Source organism: Brevundimonas intermedia, assembly GCF_027922165.1.
GTDB lineage: Bacteria > Pseudomonadota > Alphaproteobacteria > Caulobacterales > Caulobacteraceae > Brevundimonas > Brevundimonas intermedia.
Window position 1 is genome coordinate 1 of the sequence record NZ_BSFD01000011.1, and the last position, 19984, is coordinate 19984.

The following is a 19984-nucleotide window of genomic DNA, read 5'->3' on the forward strand; positions in this document are numbered from 1 at the left end:
GCATCGTGCGTCGGATAGATTTCGCCTTCGGCGCCGCTGGGTTCCGGGTCTCCGCTGCGCTTCGCCCGGAATGACGAAAGAGGGAGGGGGCGTCACCTTTCCGCGCGCGGGGGTGGATCATTGGGGTGTAGGCAGCTTCATTGTGCGCGGTGCGCGTCGAAGGGCCCCTCCGTCTCGCCGCTGCGCGTCGATCCACCTCCCCACTGCGTGGGGAGGAGACAGAGGTTCGTCGCGTCTCTTCCCCGCTTTGCGGGGAGGGGGACCGCCGCGCCTCTTGCGCGGGGGTGGAGGGGCTCTTAGCCGCAAATTCGTTCTCAAGCTTTGAGCGCGCGGCGGCTGGGAGTGACTGCGGGAGGTCAGGCGCCGACAGACTGGCTCGCCCCCAGGAGGACGGCCTGGAGGGCGGGGGGTTCGATAGGTTTGCGCAGGACGCCGTCGGCGCCGGCGGCCATGTAGCGGGCCACGTCCTCGTCGAAGACGTTGGCGGTGAGCATATGGATTGGGAGGCGGGGGCGGCCCGTGGCGGCCTCGTCGGCGCGGATGGCGCTCAGCGCCTCGACGCCGTCCATGACCGGCATCATGACGTCCATCAGCACCAGGTCGAAGCGTTCGGCGGCGACGGCCTGGACCGCCTCCTGACCGTTCTCGACCAGGACCAGGTCCAGACCGAAGGCCTGGAACAGGAGGGCCAGCAGCTTGCGATTGGCGGGATGGTCCTCGGCGGCGAGGACGCGCAGCGTGGTGGAAGCCTCGAGCGCCCCTTCGGCGGCGCGCCCGGCGTCCGCAGCCCGGACGGTCGGGCGTGGCGCGGGCTCGGCCGTGAAACGGACCCAGAAGACGGCGCCTTGCGCGCCGTTCTGCGGCTTGGCCGCGCGGACGCCGAGGGCGCCGCCCAGCGCCTGGGCGGAGGCGCGGCACAGGGCCAGACCCAGGCCGGCGCCGCCGGCGGCGCGACCGGGGGCCAGTTGTTCGAAGGGTTCGAAGATGCGGTCTCGCTGATCCTTCGGCACGCCGGGGCCCTGGTCGTGAACCTCGAGATCAAGGTCGATGCGGCCGTCGGCGGCGGGCAGGGCGCGGGCCAGGATGCGGACGGTCCCGGACGGCGTCAGTTTCAGGGCGTTGGACAGATAGTTGATCAGGATCTGTTCGACCCGGGCCTCGTCGGTCAGGACCAGGAAGTCCTCGCGGCGGCCCTGAAGCTCGACCTCCAGAGCGAGGCCCAGTTCGTCGACGCGGGCGCGCCAGACGCGGGCGATCGCCTCGATCCGCGCGGCGACATCGACGGGGGCGAGGCGAAGATCGACCTGGCCCGATTCGATCTTGGAGATGTCCAGGGCGCCGTTCAGCAGGCGAAGCAGCATGCCCCCGGCCTCGGCCATGTCGTCGATGACCACGGCCTCGGCCTTGGGACGGCGACGGCCGCGCAGGACCTCGGTCAGGCCGAGGATGACGTTCAGCGGGGTGCGGACCTCGTGGCTGATCATGGCCAGGAAGCGGGACTTGGCCTTATTGGCCCGTTCGGCGGCGGCGCGGTCGGTCTCGGCCTGGCCCAGGGCGGACTGAAGCTCGCGCGTGCGTTCGGTCAGGGCGACCATCAGCTCGACCGTCTGGCGATCGCTGCGCCATTGGCGCCAGGAGGCGCCGATGATGCCCAGGACGAACAGGCCGACGGCGATCTTGATCCCCGTGGTCGCCTGGGGCTGGTTGGAGGCGATGATCATGGCCGCGATGGACGGCGGGGCGACGGCGGCGGCGAAACTGATCCGGCTGATGTGCACCTGAAGCGCGCCGACCATCAGATTGCCGGCCAGCAGCAGACGCAGATAGTCGAGATACTGGGGCTGGGAATGCCAGACGGCGAGGATGAACAGGGCGTTGTGCGTGGCGAGGCCGAGGGTGACGGCCTCAGTGCTGAGCCGGAAACGCCGTTCTGCGCCCGGAGCCCCGGGGCGGGCGCGGGCGGTCTGGACGACGTTCCAGAGCAGGGCGTAGAGGCCGAACTGGAAGACGGCGAAATTGGCCGCCCAGCCCCAGCCGAGCAACCACCAGCCCACGATCACGATCGCGGCGATGGTGACCAGCCGCACCGGGAACATGTCCCGATACCGGTCGGCATAGGCCTTTAGGTAATCTGTACTGTCGGCCACTTCGCCAAGTCCCCGCTTCAAGCGTGGCCTTACGCCAGGGAGTTTAACGAGGCCTCAATAGTGAGGGTTTTACCCGACCTTCACCCGCGTCGCCGCCTCGGGCAGGTCCTCGCCGAACGCGCGCTGGTAGAACTCCGCGATGGTGGGGCGTTCCAGTTCGTCGCACTTGTTGAGGAAGGTCAGGCGGAAGCTGAGCGCCAGGTCGCCGCCGAAGATCAGGGCGTTCTGGGCCCAGGTGATGACGGTGCGGGGCGACATGACGGTGGAGATGTCGCCGTTCATGAAGGCGTTGCGGGTCATGTCGGCGACGCGGACCATGGCGGCGATGCGACGGCGGCCCTCGGCGTCGGACCATTCGGGGACCTTGGCGGCGACGATCTCGGCCTCGACGTCGTGGTCGAGGTAGTTCAGCGTCGTGACGATGTTCCAGCGATCCAACTGGGCCTGATTGATCTGTTGCGCGCCATGATACAGGCCCGTGGTGTCGCCCAGGCCGATGGTGTTGGTGGTGGCGAACAGGCGGAAATGCTTGTTGGGGCGGATGACGCGGTTCTGGTCCAGCAGGGTCAGGCGGCCCTGGGCCTCGAGCACGCGCTGAATCACGAACATGACGTCGGGACGGCCGGCGTCATATTCGTCGAACACCAGGGCGACGGGGCGTTGCAGCGCCCAGGGCAGGATGCCCTCGCGGAATTCGGTGATCTGTTTGCCGTCCTTGAGGACGATGGCGTCCTTGCCGATCAGGTCGATCCGGCTGACGTGGCTGTCCAGGTTGACGCGGACCAGGGGCCAATTCAGGCGGGCGGCGACCTGTTCGATATGGGTCGACTTGCCGGTGCCGTGATAGCCCTGGACCATGACGCGGCGGTCGAAGGCGAAGCCGGCGCAGATGGCGATCGTCGTCTGGGGATCGAAGCGATAGGCCTCGTCGATCTCGGGCACATGGCTGTCGCGCTCGGCGAAGACCGGCACGGTCATGTCGCTGTCCACGCCGAAGGCTTCGCGCAGGGTCACGCGGCGGGCGGGTTCGAGCGTCAGCAGGGGATCGGGGAGGGCGTCGAGCAGGGAGGTCATGGTCTGCGATTAGCGCAGGTTCGGGGCCACTGAAACCCCGCTCGTCCCCGCGAAAGCGGGGATCCAGTTCATTTGCCCGGCAGGAGGTTGGACGACGACCCTTTGCAAATGGCTGCGGTCGTCGCCCAAAGCCCTGGGTCCCCGCTTTCGCGGGGATGAGCGGAAGGTGAAATTACTTGGCCGCCAGTCGAACATCCACATTGCCGCGCGTGGCGTTGGAATAGGGGCAGACCTGGTGGGCCTTTTCGATCAGGTCGTCGATGACCGCCTGATCCAGGCCGTGATCGGTGACGGTCAGATCGACGTCGAGGTTGAAGCCCTCGCCCTTGGTGTTCTTGCCGAAGCCGATTCCGGCGGTGATCTTGGTGTCCGGGCCGACCGGCGTGCCGGCCTTGCCGCTGACCAGACGCAGGGCGCCGAGGTAGCAGGCGGCGTAGCCGGTGGCGAACAACTGCTCCGGATTGGTCCCGTCGCCGCCCTTGCCGCCCATTTCCTTGGGGGTGGACAGTTTCACGTCGATCTTGCCGTCGTCGGTGGTCGAGCGGCCGTCTTCGCGGCCGCCGCCGGAGGCTGTGGCCTGGGCGCGATACAGAACTTCCATGGTGGGCTCCTGTGGATTGGGAAGGCTTGAGATGGGGGCTTAACGGGAGACGGGAAGGGGACGTTGCATCCGCGCCCTAGCCTTTGGGGGGCGACGCGGGCTAAAGCACGATTTCGGGGCGCGTCGTCGGAGTACGCAGTGAAGATTGCCGAACGCTGGTTCGTATGGGCGGGCATGGTTCTGCTGGGCGGCATCGCCCTGGCGGGGTTGGTGGTCGCCGTCTATGCGGCATGGCTGTTTCATGACCTGCCGGACGCGTCCGAGCTGGCCGATTATCGGCCGCCGACCGCGACGCGGGTCTATGCCGGCGACGGCACCCTGATCGGCGAGTTCTCGGACGAACGCCGAATCTATGTCTCTTATGACCAGATTCCCGAGACGGTGATCCAGGCCTTCCTGGCCGCCGAGGACCGCAACTTCTTCCAGCACGGCGGGATCGACGTGGGCGGCATCGGCCGGGCCTCGATCAAGAACGTCTTCAACCTGGTGCAGGGGCGCCGGCTGGAGGGCGGATCGACCATCACCCAGCAGGTGGCCAAGAATGTCCTGCTGACCAACGAATCGAGCCTGAACCGCAAGCTGAAGGAAGCCATCCTGGCCAATCGCCTGGAGGCGACCTTGTCCAAGGAGCAGATCCTCAACCTGTATCTGAACGAGATCTTCCTGGGTTATCGCTCGTTCGGCATCGCCTCGGCGGCCTATAACTATTTCGGCAAGTCGCTGGCGCAGTTGACGCCGGACGAGGCGGCCTTCCTGGCCTCCCTGCCCAAGGGGCCGAACAACTATCACCCCAAACGCCATCCCGGCGCGGCCAAGGGTCGGCGCGACTGGGTGCTGGGCGAGATGGAGCAGAGCGGCTGGCTGACAGAGGCCCAACTGGTCGAGATGCGCGCCCGGCCGCTGGCCACGCGCGATGCGCCGCAGCGGTCGGAATACAAGGACGCCGACTTCTTCGTCGAAGAGGCGCGGCGCCAGGCGGCGGCCAATCCGGACTTCGGGGCGCAGTTGCGCGCCGGCGGCTTCTATATGCGCACCACCTTGGACCCGACCTTGCAGACGGCGGCGCGCCAGGCCCTGATGCAGGGGCTGGAGAATTATGACCGGCGCCACGGCTGGCGCGGCGGTTGGGGCACGACCGATTTCGCCGAGGGCTGGCAGGCCGCGGCCTTGAAGGAACAGGCGCCGCCCGAACGCCGCACCTGGCAGGCCGCCGCCATCGAGAGCGTCAGCGGCAACACCGTCCGCATCCGCACCGCCAAGGATGACGAGAGCGGGACTCTGATCGCCGCCGACGCCGCCTGGGCCAACGCCAACAAGCAGCTGCGACGAGGCGAGCTGATCTTCGTCGAGAAGAAGAACGGCCAGTTCGCCCTGAAACAGTTGCCACGCGTCAACGGCGCCCTGGTGGCCATCGAGCCTCAGTCGGGCCGGGTGTTGGCGATGGTGGGGGGCTATTCCTACGCCCTGTCCAGCTTCAACCGGGCGACCCAGGCGCGGCGTCAACCGGGTTCGGCCTTCAAGCCCTTCGTCTATGCGACCGCGCTGGAGGGGGATTTCACCCCCGCCTCCATCGTGCTGGATGCGCCGATCAGCTTCGCCGGCGGGGCCAATGGCCAGCGTTGGACGCCCGAGAACTATAGCCGTGAATACTACGGGCCGCAGAGCCTGAGACGCGGGCTGGAACTGTCGCGCAACGTCATGACCGTGCGTCTGGCTGACGCGGTCGGCATGAAGAAGATCGTCGACCAGTCCGCCCGGATGGGGATTCCAGGCCTGCAGCCGAACCTGTCGGTCTCGCTGGGCGCGGGCGAGGTGACGCCGCTGGAGATCACGGCCGCCTATTCGGCCTTCGCCAATGGCGGGCGTCGGATCACGCCCTATCTGATCGACTATGTGCAAGACCGGGATGGGGAAACCATTTTCCGGGCCGATAACCGCAGCTGTCGCGAGTGCGGCCGGGGCTTCTCGGGGCAGGAATCGCCGCGTCTGCAGCCGCGCGGAACCCAGGTGATCGACCCGATCACCGCCTATCAGATGAGCTCGATGCTGGAAGGCGTGGTCCAGCGGGGCACCGCCGCCAGTGCGCGCGGTTTGGGCCGTTGGGTCGGGGGCAAGACCGGCACGACCAACGAATACCGCTCGGCCTGGTTCGTCGGCTTCACCACCGATATCGTGGTCGGGGTCTTCATCGGCTTCGACGACAACCGGTCGCTGGGGTCCGGCGAAACGGGGGCGACGACGCCCGTGCCGATTTTCAACGAATTCATGCAGACGGCGCTGAAGGAACGGCCCGCGCGTCCGTTCGTGCGGCCCAAGAACGCCGTCTTCCGCATGGTCAACGGCATCGAGGAAGCCTTCCGCCCCGGCACCGAACGCCAGGCCCCGGCCCCTGTCCAGGCCCCGACCCAGCCGGTCGGACCCCAGAACTATTACGAGGTCGTGCGTCGCGAACAGGAGGCCGCCGCCAGCGGCGCGACCGCCCCGCCGCCGCCCGCCGCCGCCCCGCCGCCGAAGAAGGCGCCGGCTGAGGACTTGAGCGGACTGTACTGAGGCTCTAGGTAGGCCCTTCGAACGGCGCGTCCTCGTGGCGCGCCGTTTTCCTTTAAACCTGCCCTGTCGCGCGGCCTTCGGGCCGCGCTGCTTGAGGGCTTTGTGTCGCTGGAGAATGCGATGAGACCGGATGTCGAGGCCATGAAGGCCGACATCGAGCAGAGCGTCGCTCTGCTCAGGAGGCGTCTTTGACTGGGATGTCGCTCTAAGAAAGCTCGATGAGCTGAACGCGCGGGTCGAGGACCCGACGCTGTGGGACAAGCCCGACGAAGCCCAGGCCGTCAGCCGCGATCGCTCGCAGCTGGAAGCCAAGATCAACACCGTCAAGGCGATGGAGCAGGACCTCGAGGACGGGGTGATGCTGGCCGAGATGGCGGACGAGGAAGGCGACGAGGGCGCCCTGGAAGACGCGCGCGCGTCGCTGCGGGGCATCAAGGAACGCGCCGCCCGGGCCGAGCTGGAGGCCCTGCTGTCCGGCGAGGCCGACGGCAACGACGCCTATCTGGAAGTCAATTCCGGCGCCGGCGGCACCGAATCGAACGACTGGGCCGGGATGCTGCTGCGGATGTATTCCCGCTGGGCCAAGGCGCACGGCTATGAGGTCACGATCGAGGCCTATGAAGAAGGGGAACAGGCGGGGGTCAAGTCGGCCACCATCCTGGTCGCCGGGCCCAACGCCTATGGCTGGCTGAAGTCGGAATCGGGCGTGCACCGCCTGGTGCGGATCAGTCCCTATGACGCGGCGGCCAAGCGGCACACCAGCTTCGCCTCCATCGGCGTGTCGCCGGTCGTGGACGACACGATCGAGATCGACATCAATCCGTCGGACGTGCGCACCGACACCTATCGCGCTTCGGGCGCCGGCGGTCAGCACATCAACAAGACCGACTCAGCCGTGCGCCTGACCCACGTTCCGACCAATACGGTCGTGGCCTGCCAGGCCGGCCGGTCGCAGCACCAGAACCGGGAAATGGCGTGGAAGATGCTGCGGGCGCGTCTTTATGAGCTGGAGTTGCAGAAGCGCGAGGCGGCGGCCCAGGCCCTGGCGGACGCCAAGACGGACATCGGCTGGGGTCACCAGATCCGATCCTATGTGTTGCAGCCGTATCAGATGGTGAAGGACCTGCGGACCGAGGTCGAGACCTCGGACACCCAAGGGGTGCTGGACGGCGATCTGGACGCCTTCATGGGCGCGGCCCTGGCGGCGCGGGTCGGCGAGACGCGCGGATCGAACGTGGACTGAAGGTCTCCTCCCCATCCGTGATGGGGAGGAGAAATTTGGTTCAGACCGCAGCCTTTTCAGTCGGCTTGTCGGACGAGGCGTCCGAAGCCGAGGCGACGACGACCGGAGCCGGCGACGCGACGGGGCTGGCGATGGGGGCAGGCGCCGGTTGCGGCGCGACCGGGGTGACGGCGGCGGGCGCAGGGGCCTGACGCTGGCCCTGGGCGACGCGGCCCTGGAAGAAGGCGCCGACGTCGATCGACAGCTGTTCGGCGGTGATGTCGCCGTCCACATAGGCGGTGGCGACCAGTTTGACCTGTTTGCCCAGGACGCCGCCGACGATGCGACCGCGCACCTCGATATAATCGGCCTGGACATTGCCTTCGACGGCGCCGGTCTCGCCGACGATCAGGCGGCCGACGCGGACGTCGCCCTTGACCTGACCGTCGATCTGAAGGTCTCCGGCGCCCGAGACATTGCCTTCGAACACCAGATCCGACGACAGGGTCGACAGACCGCGGCCGGTCGGGACCGGCGAGGGCGTGGACGGCGCCACGCCGGCGCGGGGCGCGGACGGCATGTCCGGCAGCGGCGGAATGACGGGCGAGGTCGGACGGGGCGAAGGCGCCGGGGCCGGGGCTTTATTTGTCTTGTTGAACAAGTTGATCTCCTGCTCTGAGGAAGCGTGCGGGGTTCTGGGGTCGGCCGTTCAGCCAGACTTCGTAATGGAGGTGGACGCCCGTAGAGCGGCCCGTCGTGCCCATGGCGCCGATGCGTTGGCCGAGCGCGACCGACTGGCCGGGCTTGACCCCCAGGACGTTGAGATGGGCGTAGCGTGTCTTGAAACCGCGTCCATGGTCTAGCTCAACAGTATTGCCATAGCCTGAACGAACGCCGGCGAAGGCGACGACGCCGGGGGCGGTGGCGTAGATCGGGGTGTTCAGGGGGGCGGCGAAGTCCTGGCCCTGGTGGATGGCGGGCCGTCCATTGAATGGATCGAAGCGGACGCCGTAGCCGGAGGTGGTGCGCGCCTGGGTCGGGCGTTTGAACGGCAGGCCTTCGGCGGCGTCGGTCAGGGCTCGCATCTCGTTCAGATTGGTGGCGGCGTGACGAATGCGGACGGCGAAGGGCTCGTCCACGTCCAGAATGGCCGCCAGGGCGCGGGGGTCGCGGGCCTCGACCAGGGGGCCGCCCAGCGGACCGGAGGCGGCGACATAGGCGGCGGGGTTGAGGCCGGCCAGACGGAAGGCGACTCGCAGACGCTCGGCCCGGGTCTGGGCGAAGTCCTCGGCCCGGTCCAGCAGACGTTCCTGATCCAGGCGGACCGCCAGGATTCGCTGGATCGGGGCGGCGGACGCAGGGACGGGGGTCGGGGCCAGCGCCTTTTCCGCCCCTTCGACGCCGTGGAAGTCGGCCATGACAGTGGTCAGGGCGGCGTGGCGCCGCTCGATCATGGCGGCGGTCTGCTCGAGCGAGCCGTTGGCCGCCGACATGCGCACCACCGCGCTTTCCAGCCGGGCCTGAAGATCGGCGTTGAGGCGTTCGGAGGCGGCGCGGGCGCGGATGACCTCGGCGTCGGACCGGTGCTGGGCGATCAGGTCGAACAGGAAGGCGCCGGAGGCCATCAGCGACCAGCCGAGGGCGACGACGGCCACGAGAACGATCATCACCTGTCGCCGGGCGGTCAGGGCATAGGCGCGGATGTCGTCATGGCTGCGGAGATACAGATAGCGTACCGGCAAGAAACGTTCGTGCCAGGACAGTTCCTGCGATTGTTCTTGCACACTCATAAGCAACGCCCCCACGTCGAGGGGAGGTTTATCCGGTGCAACGATGACACGGGCAAGACTGTTTAGGGCTCGTTAACCACGATTAAGGCGCTAAACGGGCATTATCACGCGATTGTTGATTGAGACTCGCGCTGAAGGGGAATTCCCGAATCGGCTTTTCAACCGGCTGGGTGTCGGGTCGGCGGGGAGCCGTCAGCCGAGGGCGCGGGCGGCGTCCAGAACGGCGGCGGCGTGGTCGGCCACCTTCACATTACGCCAGGCCCTGGCGACCCGACCGTCGGCGTCGATCAGGAAGGTAGCGCGTTCGATGCCCATATATTCGCGGCCGTAGAGCTTCTTCTCCACCCAGACGCCCCAGGCCTCGCAGGCGGCGCCGTCCTCGTCCGAGGCCAGGACGACGGCGAGGTCGTATTTGGCCTTGAACTTGTCGTGCTTCTTCACCGTGTCCTTGGACACGCCGATGACGGGCACACCCAGGGCGGCGAAGTCGGGCGCCAGGGCGGTGAAGTCCTGGGCCTCGCGCGTGCAGCCGGTCGTGTCGTCCTTGGGATAGAAGTAGACGACGGCTGGCTTGCCCTTGAGGGCGGCGAGGGAAACCTGGCCGCCGTTGTCGGTCGGCAGGTCGAGGGCGGGGGCGGGGTGGCCTTCGGTCGCGGGCATGGTCTCAGTTCCTGTCGTCATCCTCGGGCTCGACCCGAGGATCGGAGGGTGGTCGGGCTTTCCGCCGCCCGTTCGCACGTGCGGCGGAAAACCCGGCCCTCGGATCAAGTCCGAGGGTGACGGGGTGTTAGGTCGGGTGAACCAGCACGATCTTCTTCTTGCCGGCCGCCAGTTTGATGACGCCGTCCTTGAGATCGGCCTCGGTCAGTAGCTGGGCGCCGTCGGCCACGGCGGCGTCGTTCAGGCGCAGGCCGCCGCCCTGGGCCAGACGACGGGCCTCGCCGTTGGACGCGGTCAGGCCGGCCTTGGTCACGACGGCGGCGATCATGGCGCCGTAAACCTCGCCCGCCGGCAGTTCGACGGTCGGCAGGTCTGCGGACAGTTGGCCCTTCTCGAAGGCGCTTTCGGCCGCAGCTCGGGCGGTGGCGGCCGCCTCGGCGCCGTGCAGCAGGGTGGTGGCGGCGTCGGCGAGGGCCTTCTTGGCGTCGTTGATGGCGGCGCCTTCAAGGGCTTCGTAGTCCGCGATCTGCTCCAGGCTCAGGTCGGTGAACAGGCGCATGAAACGGCCGACGTCGGCGTCCTCGGCGTTGCGCCAGAACTGCCAGTAGTCATAGGGGCTCAGCTGTTCGGCGTTCAGCCAGACGGCGCCCTGGGCCGTCTTGCCCATCTTGCCGCCCGAGGCCGTGGTCAACAGTGGCGTGGTCAGGCCGAAGGCGGCCTTCTGATCCACCCGACGCACCAGATCGACGCCCGAGGTGATATTGCCCCACTGGTCCGACCCGCCCATCTGCAGGGTGACCTTGTGGCTGCGGTTCAGCTCCAGGAAGTCCACCGACTGCATCAGCATGTAGTTGAACTCGAGGAAGGTCATCGGCTGTTCGCGCTCAAGGCGCAGCTTGACCGAGTCGAAGCTCAGCATCCGGTTGACGGTGAAGTGGGTGCCGAAGTCGCGCAGGAACTGGATGTAGCCGTAGGTCGACAGCCAGTCGTCGTTATTGACCATGACCGCGTCGGTCGGGCCGTCGCCGAAGGTCAGGAATTTGGCGAAGACCGTCTGGATCGAGTCGATGTTCGACTGGATCGTCTCTTCGGTCAGCTGGGGGCGCGACGTGTCCTTGCCGGTCGGGTCGCCGACCTTGGTGGTGCCGCCGCCCATCAGGACGATGGGCTTGCCCCCCGCCTGCTGGAGCCGGCGCAACATCATGATCTGGATCAGGCTGCCCACGTGCAGCGACGGGGCGGTGGCGTCGAAGCCGATGTAGCCGGCCACCACGCCGTCGGCCGCCGCCGCATCCAGCTCGACCGGGTGGGTGATCTGATGGATGTAGCCGCGCGCCTGGAGGGTGCGGAGGAAGTCGGATTTGAAGGCTTGATCGGTCATGGCGGGGCTCCGTTAGCAGGGATGCCGGCGGTCGTCTTCCATTTCCGAAGAGCGCGTCGCCAGCGAAGGCGGCGCAGGTTCGCGGGCCGCTCGCTTAGAGGTGCGGGCGGTAATACAGGCCGGTGATGGCGCGGGCGGCGAACATGGGGCCTTCGATAAGGCGGAGCGTTGACCGGCGTCAAGCCTGCGCTACGAAGGGCGGATGCGTCTGCCCCTGATCCCGCACCCGATTTCGCCGCCCGCCGGGCTGACGCTGGAGGTCGAGGCGCGGCGGGCGGGGCGGGTGTTGAGCCTGGAGTATTTGCTGGCCGGGCCGGTCGAGTTTGTGCGCTGGCCCGAGGCGACGGCGCGGGCAAGGACCGACGAACTGTGGCGGACGACCTGTTTCGAGGCCTTCGTGCGGACGGCGGGCGGCTATGTCGAATATAATCTGTCGCCGTCGGGGGGCTGGGCGGCCTATCGGTTCGACGGCTATCGCGAGGGGATGCGTGGGCTGGAGATCGCGCCGCCCTTCATCGTCACGCGGATGGCGCCGGGGCGGTTCGGGCTGACGGTCGATGTGGACCTGCCCGAGGATGCGACGGACGCGGTCGGGCTGACGGCGGTGGTCGAGGGGCTGGACGGGGCGATCGGCTATTGGGCCCTGGCGCATCCATCGGATAAGCCGGACTTTCATCACGAGGGGTCGTGGTCGGCGGTTCTTTGAAACGCTGTTTTCGACCCAGAACGGCGTCATCCTAGGCCTTGTGCCTAGGATCCATAGACTCAAGCGGCGAAGGTCGGACTCCAAACCCAAACACCGGGCGTATGGATCCTAGGCACAAGGCCTAGGATGACGCGGTTGGGATGGTGCGTGGAGAGGGCGATGGAACGGGTTGTGAGCGGCCTCGTCGTCGGGCATGGCTGGGTCGAACGCCTCAGGAGCCGCCCATGAATTTCGGTCTCGACCGTCTGCTGTCCGACGACGCCCTGAGGGCGCAGCTGAAGGGGCGGCGCGTGGCCTTGCTGGCGCATCCGGCCTCGGTGACGAAGGACCTGGGCCATGCAGTCGATGCGCTGGCCGCCTGTCCCGAGATCGAACTGACCGCCGCCTTCGGGCCGCAGCACGGGATGAAGGGCGATCTGCAGGACAATATGATGGAGAGCCCGGATTATCGCGATCCGGTGCACGGCTTCCCGGTCTTCAGCCTGTACGGCGAGGTGCGCCGGCCCAGGGACGAGTGGATGGAGACGTTCGACGTCGTCCTGATCGACCTGCAGGACCTGGGCTGCCGCATCTACACCTATGTGACGACGCTTCTGTACGTGCTGGAGGCGGCGGCGAAACACGGCAAGTCGGTCTGGGTGCTGGACCGGCCCAATCCGGCGGGGCGGCCGGTCGAGGGGCAGACATTGAAGCCCGGCTGGGAGAGTTTCGTCGGGGCCGGACCGATGCCGATGCGGCACGGGATGACCATGGGCGAACTGGGCCTGTGGTTCATCGACCAGTTCAAGCTGGATGTGGATTACCGGGTGGTCGAGATGCAGGGCTGGGCGCCCGAGGCGGGGCCGGGCTTCGGCTGGCCCCTGGGCGAGCGGGCCTGGGTCAATCCCAGCCCGAATGCGCCGAACCTGTCGATGGCGCGGGCCTATGCCGGGACGGTGATGCTGGAGGGGGCGACCCTGTCGGAAGGCCGGGGCACGACCCGGCCGCTGGAGCTGTTCGGGGCGCCGGACATCGATGCGCGGGCGGTGATCGCGGAGATGCACGTTCTGGCCCCGGAGTGGCTGGGCGGCTGTACCTTACGCGACATGTGGTTCGAGCCGACCTTCCATAAGCATGTCGGGAAACTGTGCAGCGGGGTGCAGATCCATGTCGATCACCCCGGCTATGATCATGCCGCCTTCAAGCCGTGGCGGGTGCAGGCCCTGGGGTTCAAGGCGATCCGTCGGCTGTATCCCGACTATGACCTGTGGCGCGATTTTCCGTACGAGTATGCGTTCGGGAAACTGCCCATCGATGTGATCAATGGCGGACCGGGGCTGCGGGAATGGGTGGACGACGCGGCGGCGGGGCCGGGGGATCTGGATGAGGCGACGCGGCCGGATGAGGCGGCGTGGGAAGAGGCGCGGCGGGTGTTCCTGTTGTATTGATTTATCGTCAGGCTCGTTAAAGATTGGGCCAATGCGTATGGGGGATCCATGAGAAATTTTACTGTCACTTTTTCTATATGTTTGTTTGTTTCATTTCTTACGCATTCATCACGCGCGCAAGAAACTAGTGCTGATACTCGAAGATTATCGGAATCGAGGGTTGATAATTCTGAAAACGGCGCATGGTATTTAGTAGACTCAAGTCCGAATGGTAGTTCTTTCGTTACAGATCGTAGGGAAGATGTTGGATCGGTTTCATTTTATGTGCAAGTTTTGAGTGTTCCAGCCAATCCAATCATCGTTGGGGGGAAGAATGTAGATTTATGGATTCAGGATTTTCAAATCATATGCGGCCAAAACGCATACATCGCGTTAGGGGTACGAGATTATCATGAAATGGTTCCTTATCCTTTTTCATTATCCCCTCCAGTAAAACAGTTTGCGAATGATGGTTCATACGTCGCAGAGTTGATGAGCATAGTCTGCGCGGGACCTATTCCTTCGACGCGAAGATTTGGTTCGACTGAAGAAGCTATTCATTTCGTTGAGCGGTCAGGTGGCTAACTGACCTTAGGTCACTTCTCATGAAGTGGGCCTTGGTTCGAGGGATTGCGGCAGGGGACAATGGCTACATGGGCGAATTCCGCTATAACCAAAATCTATCACGCATCTGCAAATAACTGATTGGGCTTATCTGTTGCGGTGCGGTAGGAAGCGGGCCTCCCCAACTCCTGCTGAATGGACGCCCTGCATGGCCCTCATCAACACGACCCTGAAGCCCTTCACCGCCGAGGCCTATAAGGACGGCAAGTTCCTGACGGTCACGGACGCCGATGTGGCGGGCAAGTGGGCGATCTTCTTCTTCTATCCGGCCGACTTCACCTTCGTGTGCCCGACCGAGCTGGAAGACCTGGCCGACCATTACGCCGAGTTCCAGAAGCTGGGCGTCGAGATCTATTCGGTGTCGACCGACACTCACTTCTCGCACAAGGCCTGGCACGACTCGTCGCCGGCCATCGGCAAGATCACCTACACCATGCTGGGCGATCCCTCGGGCCTGGTGACCAACAACTTCGACGCCATGCGTCCGGGCGTGGGCCTGGCCGACCGTGCGACCTTCCTGGTCGATCCGGACGGCGTGATCCAGTTCACCGAGACCACCTCGGAAGGCATCGGCCGCAACGCCGCCGAACTGCTGCGCAAGGTCAAGGCCGCCCAGTATGTTCGCGCGCATCCGGGTGAAGTCTGCCCGGCCAAGTGGGAAGAAGGCGAAGCCACCCTGGCGCCGTCGCTCGACCTCGTCGGCAAGATCTAAGACTGAACGCCTATAGAGTCCGGCCTTCGGGTCGGACCCACCCGGCCGGAAGGTCGGACGCCATCGCGCAAAGCCTCGCCGGGATCGGCTCGAAGGCGGCGCGTCACCCCTGGAAATTCGAGGACTGCCCCATGCTGGACGCCAATCTGAAATCTCAGCTCGAGGGCTACCTCAAGAACATCGTCCATCCGGTCGAACTGGTCGCCTCGCTGGACGCCGGGCCCAAGTCGATCGAGCTGAAGACCCTGCTGGAGGAGATCGTCTCGGTCTCGCACGGCAAGGTCGAGATGGGCCGCGACTATGACGACGAACGCCAGCCCAGCTTCCTGATCCGCCGCAAGGGCACGGACATCGGCGTGCGGTTCGCGGGCATTCCGCTGGGCCACGAGTTCACCTCGCTGGTGCTGGCCCTGCTGCACGTCGGCGGCCATCCGTCCAAGGCGGCGCAGGAGCTGATCCAGCAGGTCAAGGACCTGGACGGCGACTATGTGTTCGAGACCTATTTCTCGCTGTCCTGCCAGAACTGCCCCGACGTGGTGCAGGCCCTGAACCTGATGAGCGTGCTGAACCCGCGCATCAAACACGTCGCCATTGAGGGCGGCCTGTTCAAGGACGAGGTGGACGAGCGCAAGATCATGGCCGTGCCGACGGTCTTCCTGAACGGCGAACTGTTCGGCCAGGGCCGGATGGAGCTGGAGCAGATCGTCGCCAGGCTGGATTCGGGCGCCGAGGCGCGGGCCGCCGAGCGGCTGAAGGCCAAGGATCCGTTCGACGTGCTGGTGGTCGGCGGCGGACCGGCCGGGGCGGCGGCCGCCATCTATACGGCGCGCAAGGGCATCCGCACCGGCATCGTGGCCGAGCGGTTCGGCGGCCAGGTGCTGGACACCATGGCGATCGAGAACTTCATTTCGGTGCCCCATACCGAGGGGCCGAAACTGGCCGCCCATCTGGAACAGCATGTCCGCGAATATGAGGTGGACCTGATGAACCTGCAGAAGGCGTCGAAGCTGATTCCCGCCAAGGTTCCAGGCGGGCTGCACGAGGTGGTGCTGGAGAACGGCGCCAGTCTGAAGTCGCGGACCGTCATCCTGTCGACCGGCGCCCGCTGGCGTCAGATGAACGTGCCGGGCGAGGACCAGTACAAGAACAAGGGCGTGGCCTATTGCCCGCACTGCGACGGGCCGCTGTTCAAGGGCAAACGGGTGGCGGTGATCGGCGGCGGCAACTCGGGCGTCGAGGCGGCCATCGACCTGGCGGGCATCGTGGCCCATGTGACCCTGATTGAATACGACAGCGAGCTGCGGGCCGATGCGGTGCTGCAACGCAAGCTGGCGACCTTGCCGAACGTGCGGATCGTCACCTCGGCCCTGACGACCCAGGTGCACGGCGACGGCGAGAAGGTGACGGGCCTGTCCTACAAGGACCGCAACTCCGACGCCCATCACGACGTCGATCTGGAGGGGATCTTCGTTCAGATTGGCCTGGTGCCGAACACCGAATGGCTGCACGGCGCCGTGGGCCTGACCCCGCGCGGCGAGATCGAAGTGGATCATCGCGGCGAGACGTCCCAGCCGGGCATCTTCGGCGCGGGCGATGTGACGACCGTGCCCTACAAGCAGATCGTGGTGGCGATGGGCGAGGGGTCGAAGGCGGGGCTGGCGGCCTTTGACTATATGATCCGCACCGTGCCGGCTAAGGAAGAGGTCGTGGCGGCCTGATCGTCAGGTTCGCCAGCGGCTTATGGCGGGTCTTTCGGTCGTTACTTCAAGGCGACCTGGTCGAAAATCCAGCAGAACGCCAGCAGCAGGACGAGGCCCTGGGCGAACAGGCCGCCCAGGCCCGGCGCACCGCCGCCGTGCGATCCGCCCGCGTAGGCTTCGCGGGTCTGGGCCTCCTCGCGGGGGCGCGTCGGCGGGGCGTCGTAACCCCCGGTGCAGCTGTGCTTGTCGTCGTTCACTCGCCCGCTCCCTCGCCTGAGTGTCGTCCCATCGAGCCGATGCTGAACGGCGAAGCTTAAAGCGCAGGTATAGAGATTGGGTTACCGGCGGTTTGCCACGCGCAAGCCGGGCGGGGGGGCCGGCGTCTAGCGATCCATGAAGGCGGCGACGGCGGCGTAGCTGTCGGCGATGTGGTGGGCGCCGCGCGCGACCAGGCGGTCGGCGTGGCCGTCGCGGATGTGGCCGCCGGCGGTCAGGCCGACCACCGTCATGCCGGCCGCGACCCCGGCGGTGACGCCCGCCTCGCTGTCTTCGATCACCAGGACGCGGGTCGGATCGACGCCCATGGTGTCGGCGGCGTGCAGGAAGATGTCGGGGTGGGGCTTGCCGCGCTCGACCACCAGGCCGGTGAAGACGGCGCCGTCGAAATGATCGGTCAGGCCGAACAGGTCCAGGCCGACGCCGATCCAGTCCGGCCCGCTGGACGAGGCGATGCAGCGGGCCTCGGACCGGGCGGCGACGAAGTCGATCATGCCGGGGACGGGCTTCAGATGGAGCGGCGCGCGGGCGCGGCAGGTGGCGAACCAGGTGGTGTGAAAATCATCGGGACAGGGCCGGCCCAGGGCCGCCTCGACCGCCGGCCGGTTGTCGCGCCAGCGCTTGCCCGTATAGGCGGCCAGCACCTCGTCCAGGCTGGTGGGCAGGCCGATGGCGGTCAGTTGCTCGGCCATGACGGTGCTGTTCAGCACCTCGCTGTCGGCGACGACGCCGTCATAGTCGAAGATGATCAGGTCGTAGGGCATGCGGCGGCTCAGGAGGACGAGCCGGCCTTCTCGGCGACCTTTGCGGCGTCCCAGAGGCGGTCCATCTCCTGCAGCGTCGATTGGTCGGGGGTGCGGCCGTCCTTGGCCAGTTCGGCCTCGATGAAGCCGAAGCGGCGGACGAACTTGGCGTTGGTGGCGCGCAGGGCGTCCTCGGGCTCGACGTCCAGCTTGCGGGCCAGGTTGGCGACGACGAACAGCAGGTCGCCCAGCTCCTCACGCGCCTTGGCCATGTCGCCGGCGGCGATCTCGACGCGCAGCTCCTCGACCTCTTCCGCCAGCTTGTCGAACACCTCGTCGGTCGAGGGCCAGTCGAAGCCGACGCGGCCGGCGCGTTTGGTCAGTTTGGCGGCGCGGGTCAGGGCCGGCAGGCCGACGGGGACGTCGTCGAGAACGCCGGGCTTTTTCCGATCCTTGCGCTCGGCGGCCTTGATGACCTCCCAGGCGACGGTCTGTTCTTTTGAAGACCGTTGAGCTTCATCGCCGAAGACGTGGGGGTGGCGGCGCTCCAGCTTGTCGGCGATGGCGGTGACCACGTCGTCGAAGGCGAACAGACCCTGTTCCTCGGCCATGCGGGCGTGGAAGACGACCTGGAACAGCAGGTCGCCCAGCTCGCCCTTCAGCTCGTTCAGGTCGTTGCGCTCGATGGCGTCGGCGACCTCGTAGGCCTCTTCGATGGTGTAGGGGGCGATGGTGGCGAAGGTCTGTTCCACGTCCCAGGGGCAGCCGCCTTCGGGATCGCGCAGACGTTCCATGACGCCGAGCAGGCGGTCGATGGGCCTCACGCCTGCGCCTCCGCGTCGCGGGCGTCGAGGGCCTGGCGGATCTCGTTGTGGCGGGCGGCGGTCAGCGGATAGGCCTTCAGCGCCCAGCCGGCCAGCACCAGCAGCACGCCGGGGACCAGGATGAAGAGGATCTGAAGGGTCAATAGGGCCATGGGGCTGTTGGCGTCCGGTCCGGGTACAGCGCGGAAGCCGACCCATTGAAGGATGAGATAAGGCACCAGGGCCACGACGTGGCCGATCTTGGTGGTGGCCGAGAGGATGGACAGCATCAGGCCAGTGCGGTCGATCCCGGTCTCGAACCGCTCCTGGTCGCCGGCGTCGGCCATCATGGCGCGGGTCAGGAACAGGCCTGCGGCATAGGGTAGGCCGGCGATGAACATGACGACGGCGGTCAGGGCGAAGTTGCCGCCGGGAACCAGGGTGGCGCCGACGTAGAGGACGGCCGAGACGAGGCTGGCGACCGCCAGGCCCCTGTCCTTGCCGACGCGGGTGGCGAACCAGGCCCAGAAGGGGGCGCCGCACAGGCCGGCGATGAAATAGACCAGCATGAAGAGGCCGGCCTCGGTGTGGTCGTAGCCGCGGATCTGGCCGAAGAAGAAGAACAGCAGCGAACCGGTGATGCCGGGCGCCACGCCCAGCAGCAGATCCGAGATCAGCAGTTTGCGCACCACCGGCTTTTTCAGCAGGGCCAGATAGGCGCCGAGACTGCCGTGCGGCGCGTCGCCCCGGGTCACGGGCTCGGGCACGGCGACCATGGCCAGGCCGATGGTGACGGGCAGGGCGATGATGATGCCCCAGCCCATGATCCGGACGCCGTCGGCATAGTCGCCAATTCCCGTCTTCACCACGATGGTCGGCAGGACCAGGATCAGCACCACCCCGATGATGTTGAACACCTGCCACCAGCCATAGACGCGGCTGCGCTGGTCATACTGGGGCGCGAGGACGGCGGCCCAGCCCAGCTGGCCCAGGGTTCCGATCGAGAAGCCGAGGTAGAGGAACAGAAGCCAGCCGAACAGATAGGCCGGCGGGGCGCCCGGCTGGACCACCACGAACATCATGAAGGCCGCGAGCATCAGCATGGGCGTCGAGAGCGCCATCCAGGGGCGGTAGCGGCCGAACCGGGTCCTGGTCCTGTCCATGCCCCAGCCGAGGAAGGGGTCGAAAACGATGTCGATCAGGCGCACCGCCATGAAAACGGCTGCGACCACCCCCAGCTCCAGCCCCACATAGGTGGCGTAGAACTCCGGCAGGGTGACGGGCAGGGCCACGCCGAAGGCCGCCAGCGGCAGGCAGGGGCCGGAGAAGGCGGCGAGCACGGCGTTGGAGCGACGGGGCGCGGCGGCGGCGGTCATGCGGCGGGTCCGAGGACAGCCCGGATGAGTCGGGCCGCCGCAAGATTGCAGGTTTGGGCGCGCGAGCGGAGTCGGATTGTGCGGCCGCTCCACTCCTCTTTCGTCATTCCGGGCGAAGGGCCGCTTGGCCCGTAGGCCCGGAACCCAGCGGCGCCGTCAGGCGAAATACCTCCGCCGCATGCTGCTTGAAGATGGCGTCCGCGACAGGTTCGC

General features: G+C 66.7%; 18 protein-coding genes. 7 read left to right on the forward strand and 11 right to left on the reverse strand.

All coding sequences use genetic code 11. The features are described from left to right. Window positions 1–356: 356 nt before the first annotated feature. From PKE72_RS13615 to PKE72_RS13625, 3 genes are all read right to left on the reverse strand, one after another. Window positions 357–2147: a response regulator gene (locus PKE72_RS13615; protein WP_271165926.1), complete on the reverse strand. Its 1791-nt coding sequence runs from the start codon at window positions 2145–2147 to the stop codon at window positions 357–359. A 69-nt stretch (window positions 2148–2216) separates the two neighbouring features. Further along, complete coding sequence (gene cobS, locus PKE72_RS13620; RefSeq protein WP_271165927.1) at window positions 2217–3221, reverse strand: cobaltochelatase subunit CobS; 1005 nt, start codon at window positions 3219–3221, stop codon at window positions 2217–2219. A 172-nt stretch (window positions 3222–3393) separates the two neighbouring features. Then, complete coding sequence (locus PKE72_RS13625) at window positions 3394–3822, reverse strand: organic hydroperoxide resistance protein (protein ID WP_271165928.1); 429 nt, start codon at window positions 3820–3822, stop codon at window positions 3394–3396. A 138-nt stretch (window positions 3823–3960) separates the two neighbouring features. Here PKE72_RS13625 and PKE72_RS13630 point away from each other — a divergent pair, with 138 nt between their 5' ends. Both PKE72_RS13630 and prfB read left to right on the forward strand, forming a co-directional pair. Further along, window positions 3961–6372, forward strand: coding sequence for a penicillin-binding protein 1A (locus PKE72_RS13630; RefSeq protein ID WP_373878101.1), 2412 nt, complete (start codon window positions 3961–3963; stop codon window positions 6370–6372). A gap of 120 nt (window positions 6373–6492) precedes the next feature. Further along, window positions 6493–7615, forward strand: a protein-coding gene (prfB, locus tag PKE72_RS13635; protein WP_271165929.1) for a peptide chain release factor 2 whose coding sequence is annotated in 2 segments (ribosomal slippage) — window positions 6493–6561 and window positions 6563–7615 — 1122 coding nt in all. Because the reading frame shifts where the segments join, the coding sequence is not laid out codon by codon here. A gap of 40 nt (window positions 7616–7655) precedes the next feature. Here prfB and PKE72_RS13640 read toward each other — a convergent pair. The 4 genes from PKE72_RS13640 to tyrS all read right to left on the reverse strand — a co-directional run bounded on the left by PKE72_RS13640 (window position 7656) and on the right by tyrS (window position 11425). Then, a complete protein-coding gene (locus PKE72_RS13640; protein ID WP_271165930.1) occupies window positions 7656–8255 on the reverse strand; it encodes a bactofilin family protein in 600 nt (199 codons plus the stop codon). Beyond that, window positions 8236–9384, reverse strand: coding sequence for a peptidoglycan DD-metalloendopeptidase family protein (locus PKE72_RS13645; RefSeq protein WP_271165931.1), 1149 nt, complete (start codon window positions 9382–9384; stop codon window positions 8236–8238). Before PKE72_RS13645 ends, PKE72_RS13640 begins: the two co-directional genes overlap by 20 nt. Window positions 9385–9576: 192 nt before the next feature. Then, window positions 9577–10044 carry a peroxiredoxin gene (locus tag PKE72_RS13650; protein ID WP_271165932.1) on the reverse strand — a complete coding sequence of 156 codons (468 nt, stop codon included), beginning with the start codon at window positions 10042–10044 and terminating at the stop codon, window positions 9577–9579. 127 nt (window positions 10045–10171) lie between these two features. Next, window positions 10172–11425: a tyrosine--tRNA ligase gene (gene tyrS / locus PKE72_RS13655; protein WP_271165933.1), complete on the reverse strand. Its 1254-nt coding sequence runs from the start codon at window positions 11423–11425 to the stop codon at window positions 10172–10174. A 202-nt stretch (window positions 11426–11627) separates the two neighbouring features. On the opposite strand from tyrS, the gene PKE72_RS13660 reads away from it, so the two are divergent. The 5 genes from PKE72_RS13660 (at window position 11628) to ahpF (ending at window position 16591) form a co-directional block, all read left to right on the forward strand. Next, the gene (locus PKE72_RS13660; protein WP_271165934.1) at window positions 11628–12131 is read left to right on the forward strand and encodes a DOMON-like domain-containing protein; all 504 of its coding nucleotides are present in this window, start codon (window positions 11628–11630) and stop codon (window positions 12129–12131) included. A 224-nt stretch (window positions 12132–12355) separates the two neighbouring features. After that, on the forward strand, window positions 12356–13558 hold the full coding sequence (locus PKE72_RS13665; RefSeq protein WP_271165935.1) for an exo-beta-N-acetylmuramidase NamZ family protein: 1203 nt from the start codon (window positions 12356–12358) through the stop codon (window positions 13556–13558). A gap of 48 nt (window positions 13559–13606) precedes the next feature. Further along, window positions 13607–14122 carry a hypothetical protein gene (locus PKE72_RS13670; protein ID WP_271165936.1) on the forward strand — a complete coding sequence of 172 codons (516 nt, stop codon included), beginning with the start codon at window positions 13607–13609 and terminating at the stop codon, window positions 14120–14122. Between the two features lie 187 nt (window positions 14123–14309). Beyond that, window positions 14310–14873: an alkyl hydroperoxide reductase subunit C gene (gene ahpC / locus PKE72_RS13675; RefSeq protein ID WP_271165937.1), complete on the forward strand. Its 564-nt coding sequence runs from the start codon at window positions 14310–14312 to the stop codon at window positions 14871–14873. Between the two features lie 131 nt (window positions 14874–15004). After that, window positions 15005–16591, forward strand: coding sequence for an alkyl hydroperoxide reductase subunit F (ahpF, locus tag PKE72_RS13680; protein WP_271165938.1), 1587 nt, complete (start codon window positions 15005–15007; stop codon window positions 16589–16591). Between the two features lie 41 nt (window positions 16592–16632). Here ahpF and PKE72_RS13685 read toward each other — a convergent pair whose 3' ends face one another. From PKE72_RS13685 to PKE72_RS13700, 4 genes are all read right to left on the reverse strand, one after another. Beyond that, entirely contained in the window at window positions 16633–16830 is a 198-nt protein-coding gene (locus tag PKE72_RS13685; protein ID WP_271165939.1) for a hypothetical protein, read from the reverse strand. 126 nt (window positions 16831–16956) lie between these two features. After that, the gene (locus PKE72_RS13690) at window positions 16957–17613 is read right to left on the reverse strand and encodes an HAD family hydrolase (protein ID WP_271165940.1); all 657 of its coding nucleotides are present in this window, start codon (window positions 17611–17613) and stop codon (window positions 16957–16959) included. Between the two features lie 8 nt (window positions 17614–17621). Then, window positions 17622–18416: a nucleoside triphosphate pyrophosphohydrolase gene (gene mazG, locus PKE72_RS13695; RefSeq protein ID WP_271165941.1), complete on the reverse strand. Its 795-nt coding sequence runs from the start codon at window positions 18414–18416 to the stop codon at window positions 17622–17624. Continuing rightward, window positions 18413–19771 carry an MFS transporter gene (locus tag PKE72_RS13700; protein WP_271165942.1) on the reverse strand — a complete coding sequence of 453 codons (1359 nt, stop codon included), beginning with the start codon at window positions 19769–19771 and terminating at the stop codon, window positions 18413–18415. Before PKE72_RS13700 ends, mazG begins: the two co-directional genes overlap by 4 nt. Between the last annotated feature and the right edge of the window lie 213 nt (window positions 19772–19984).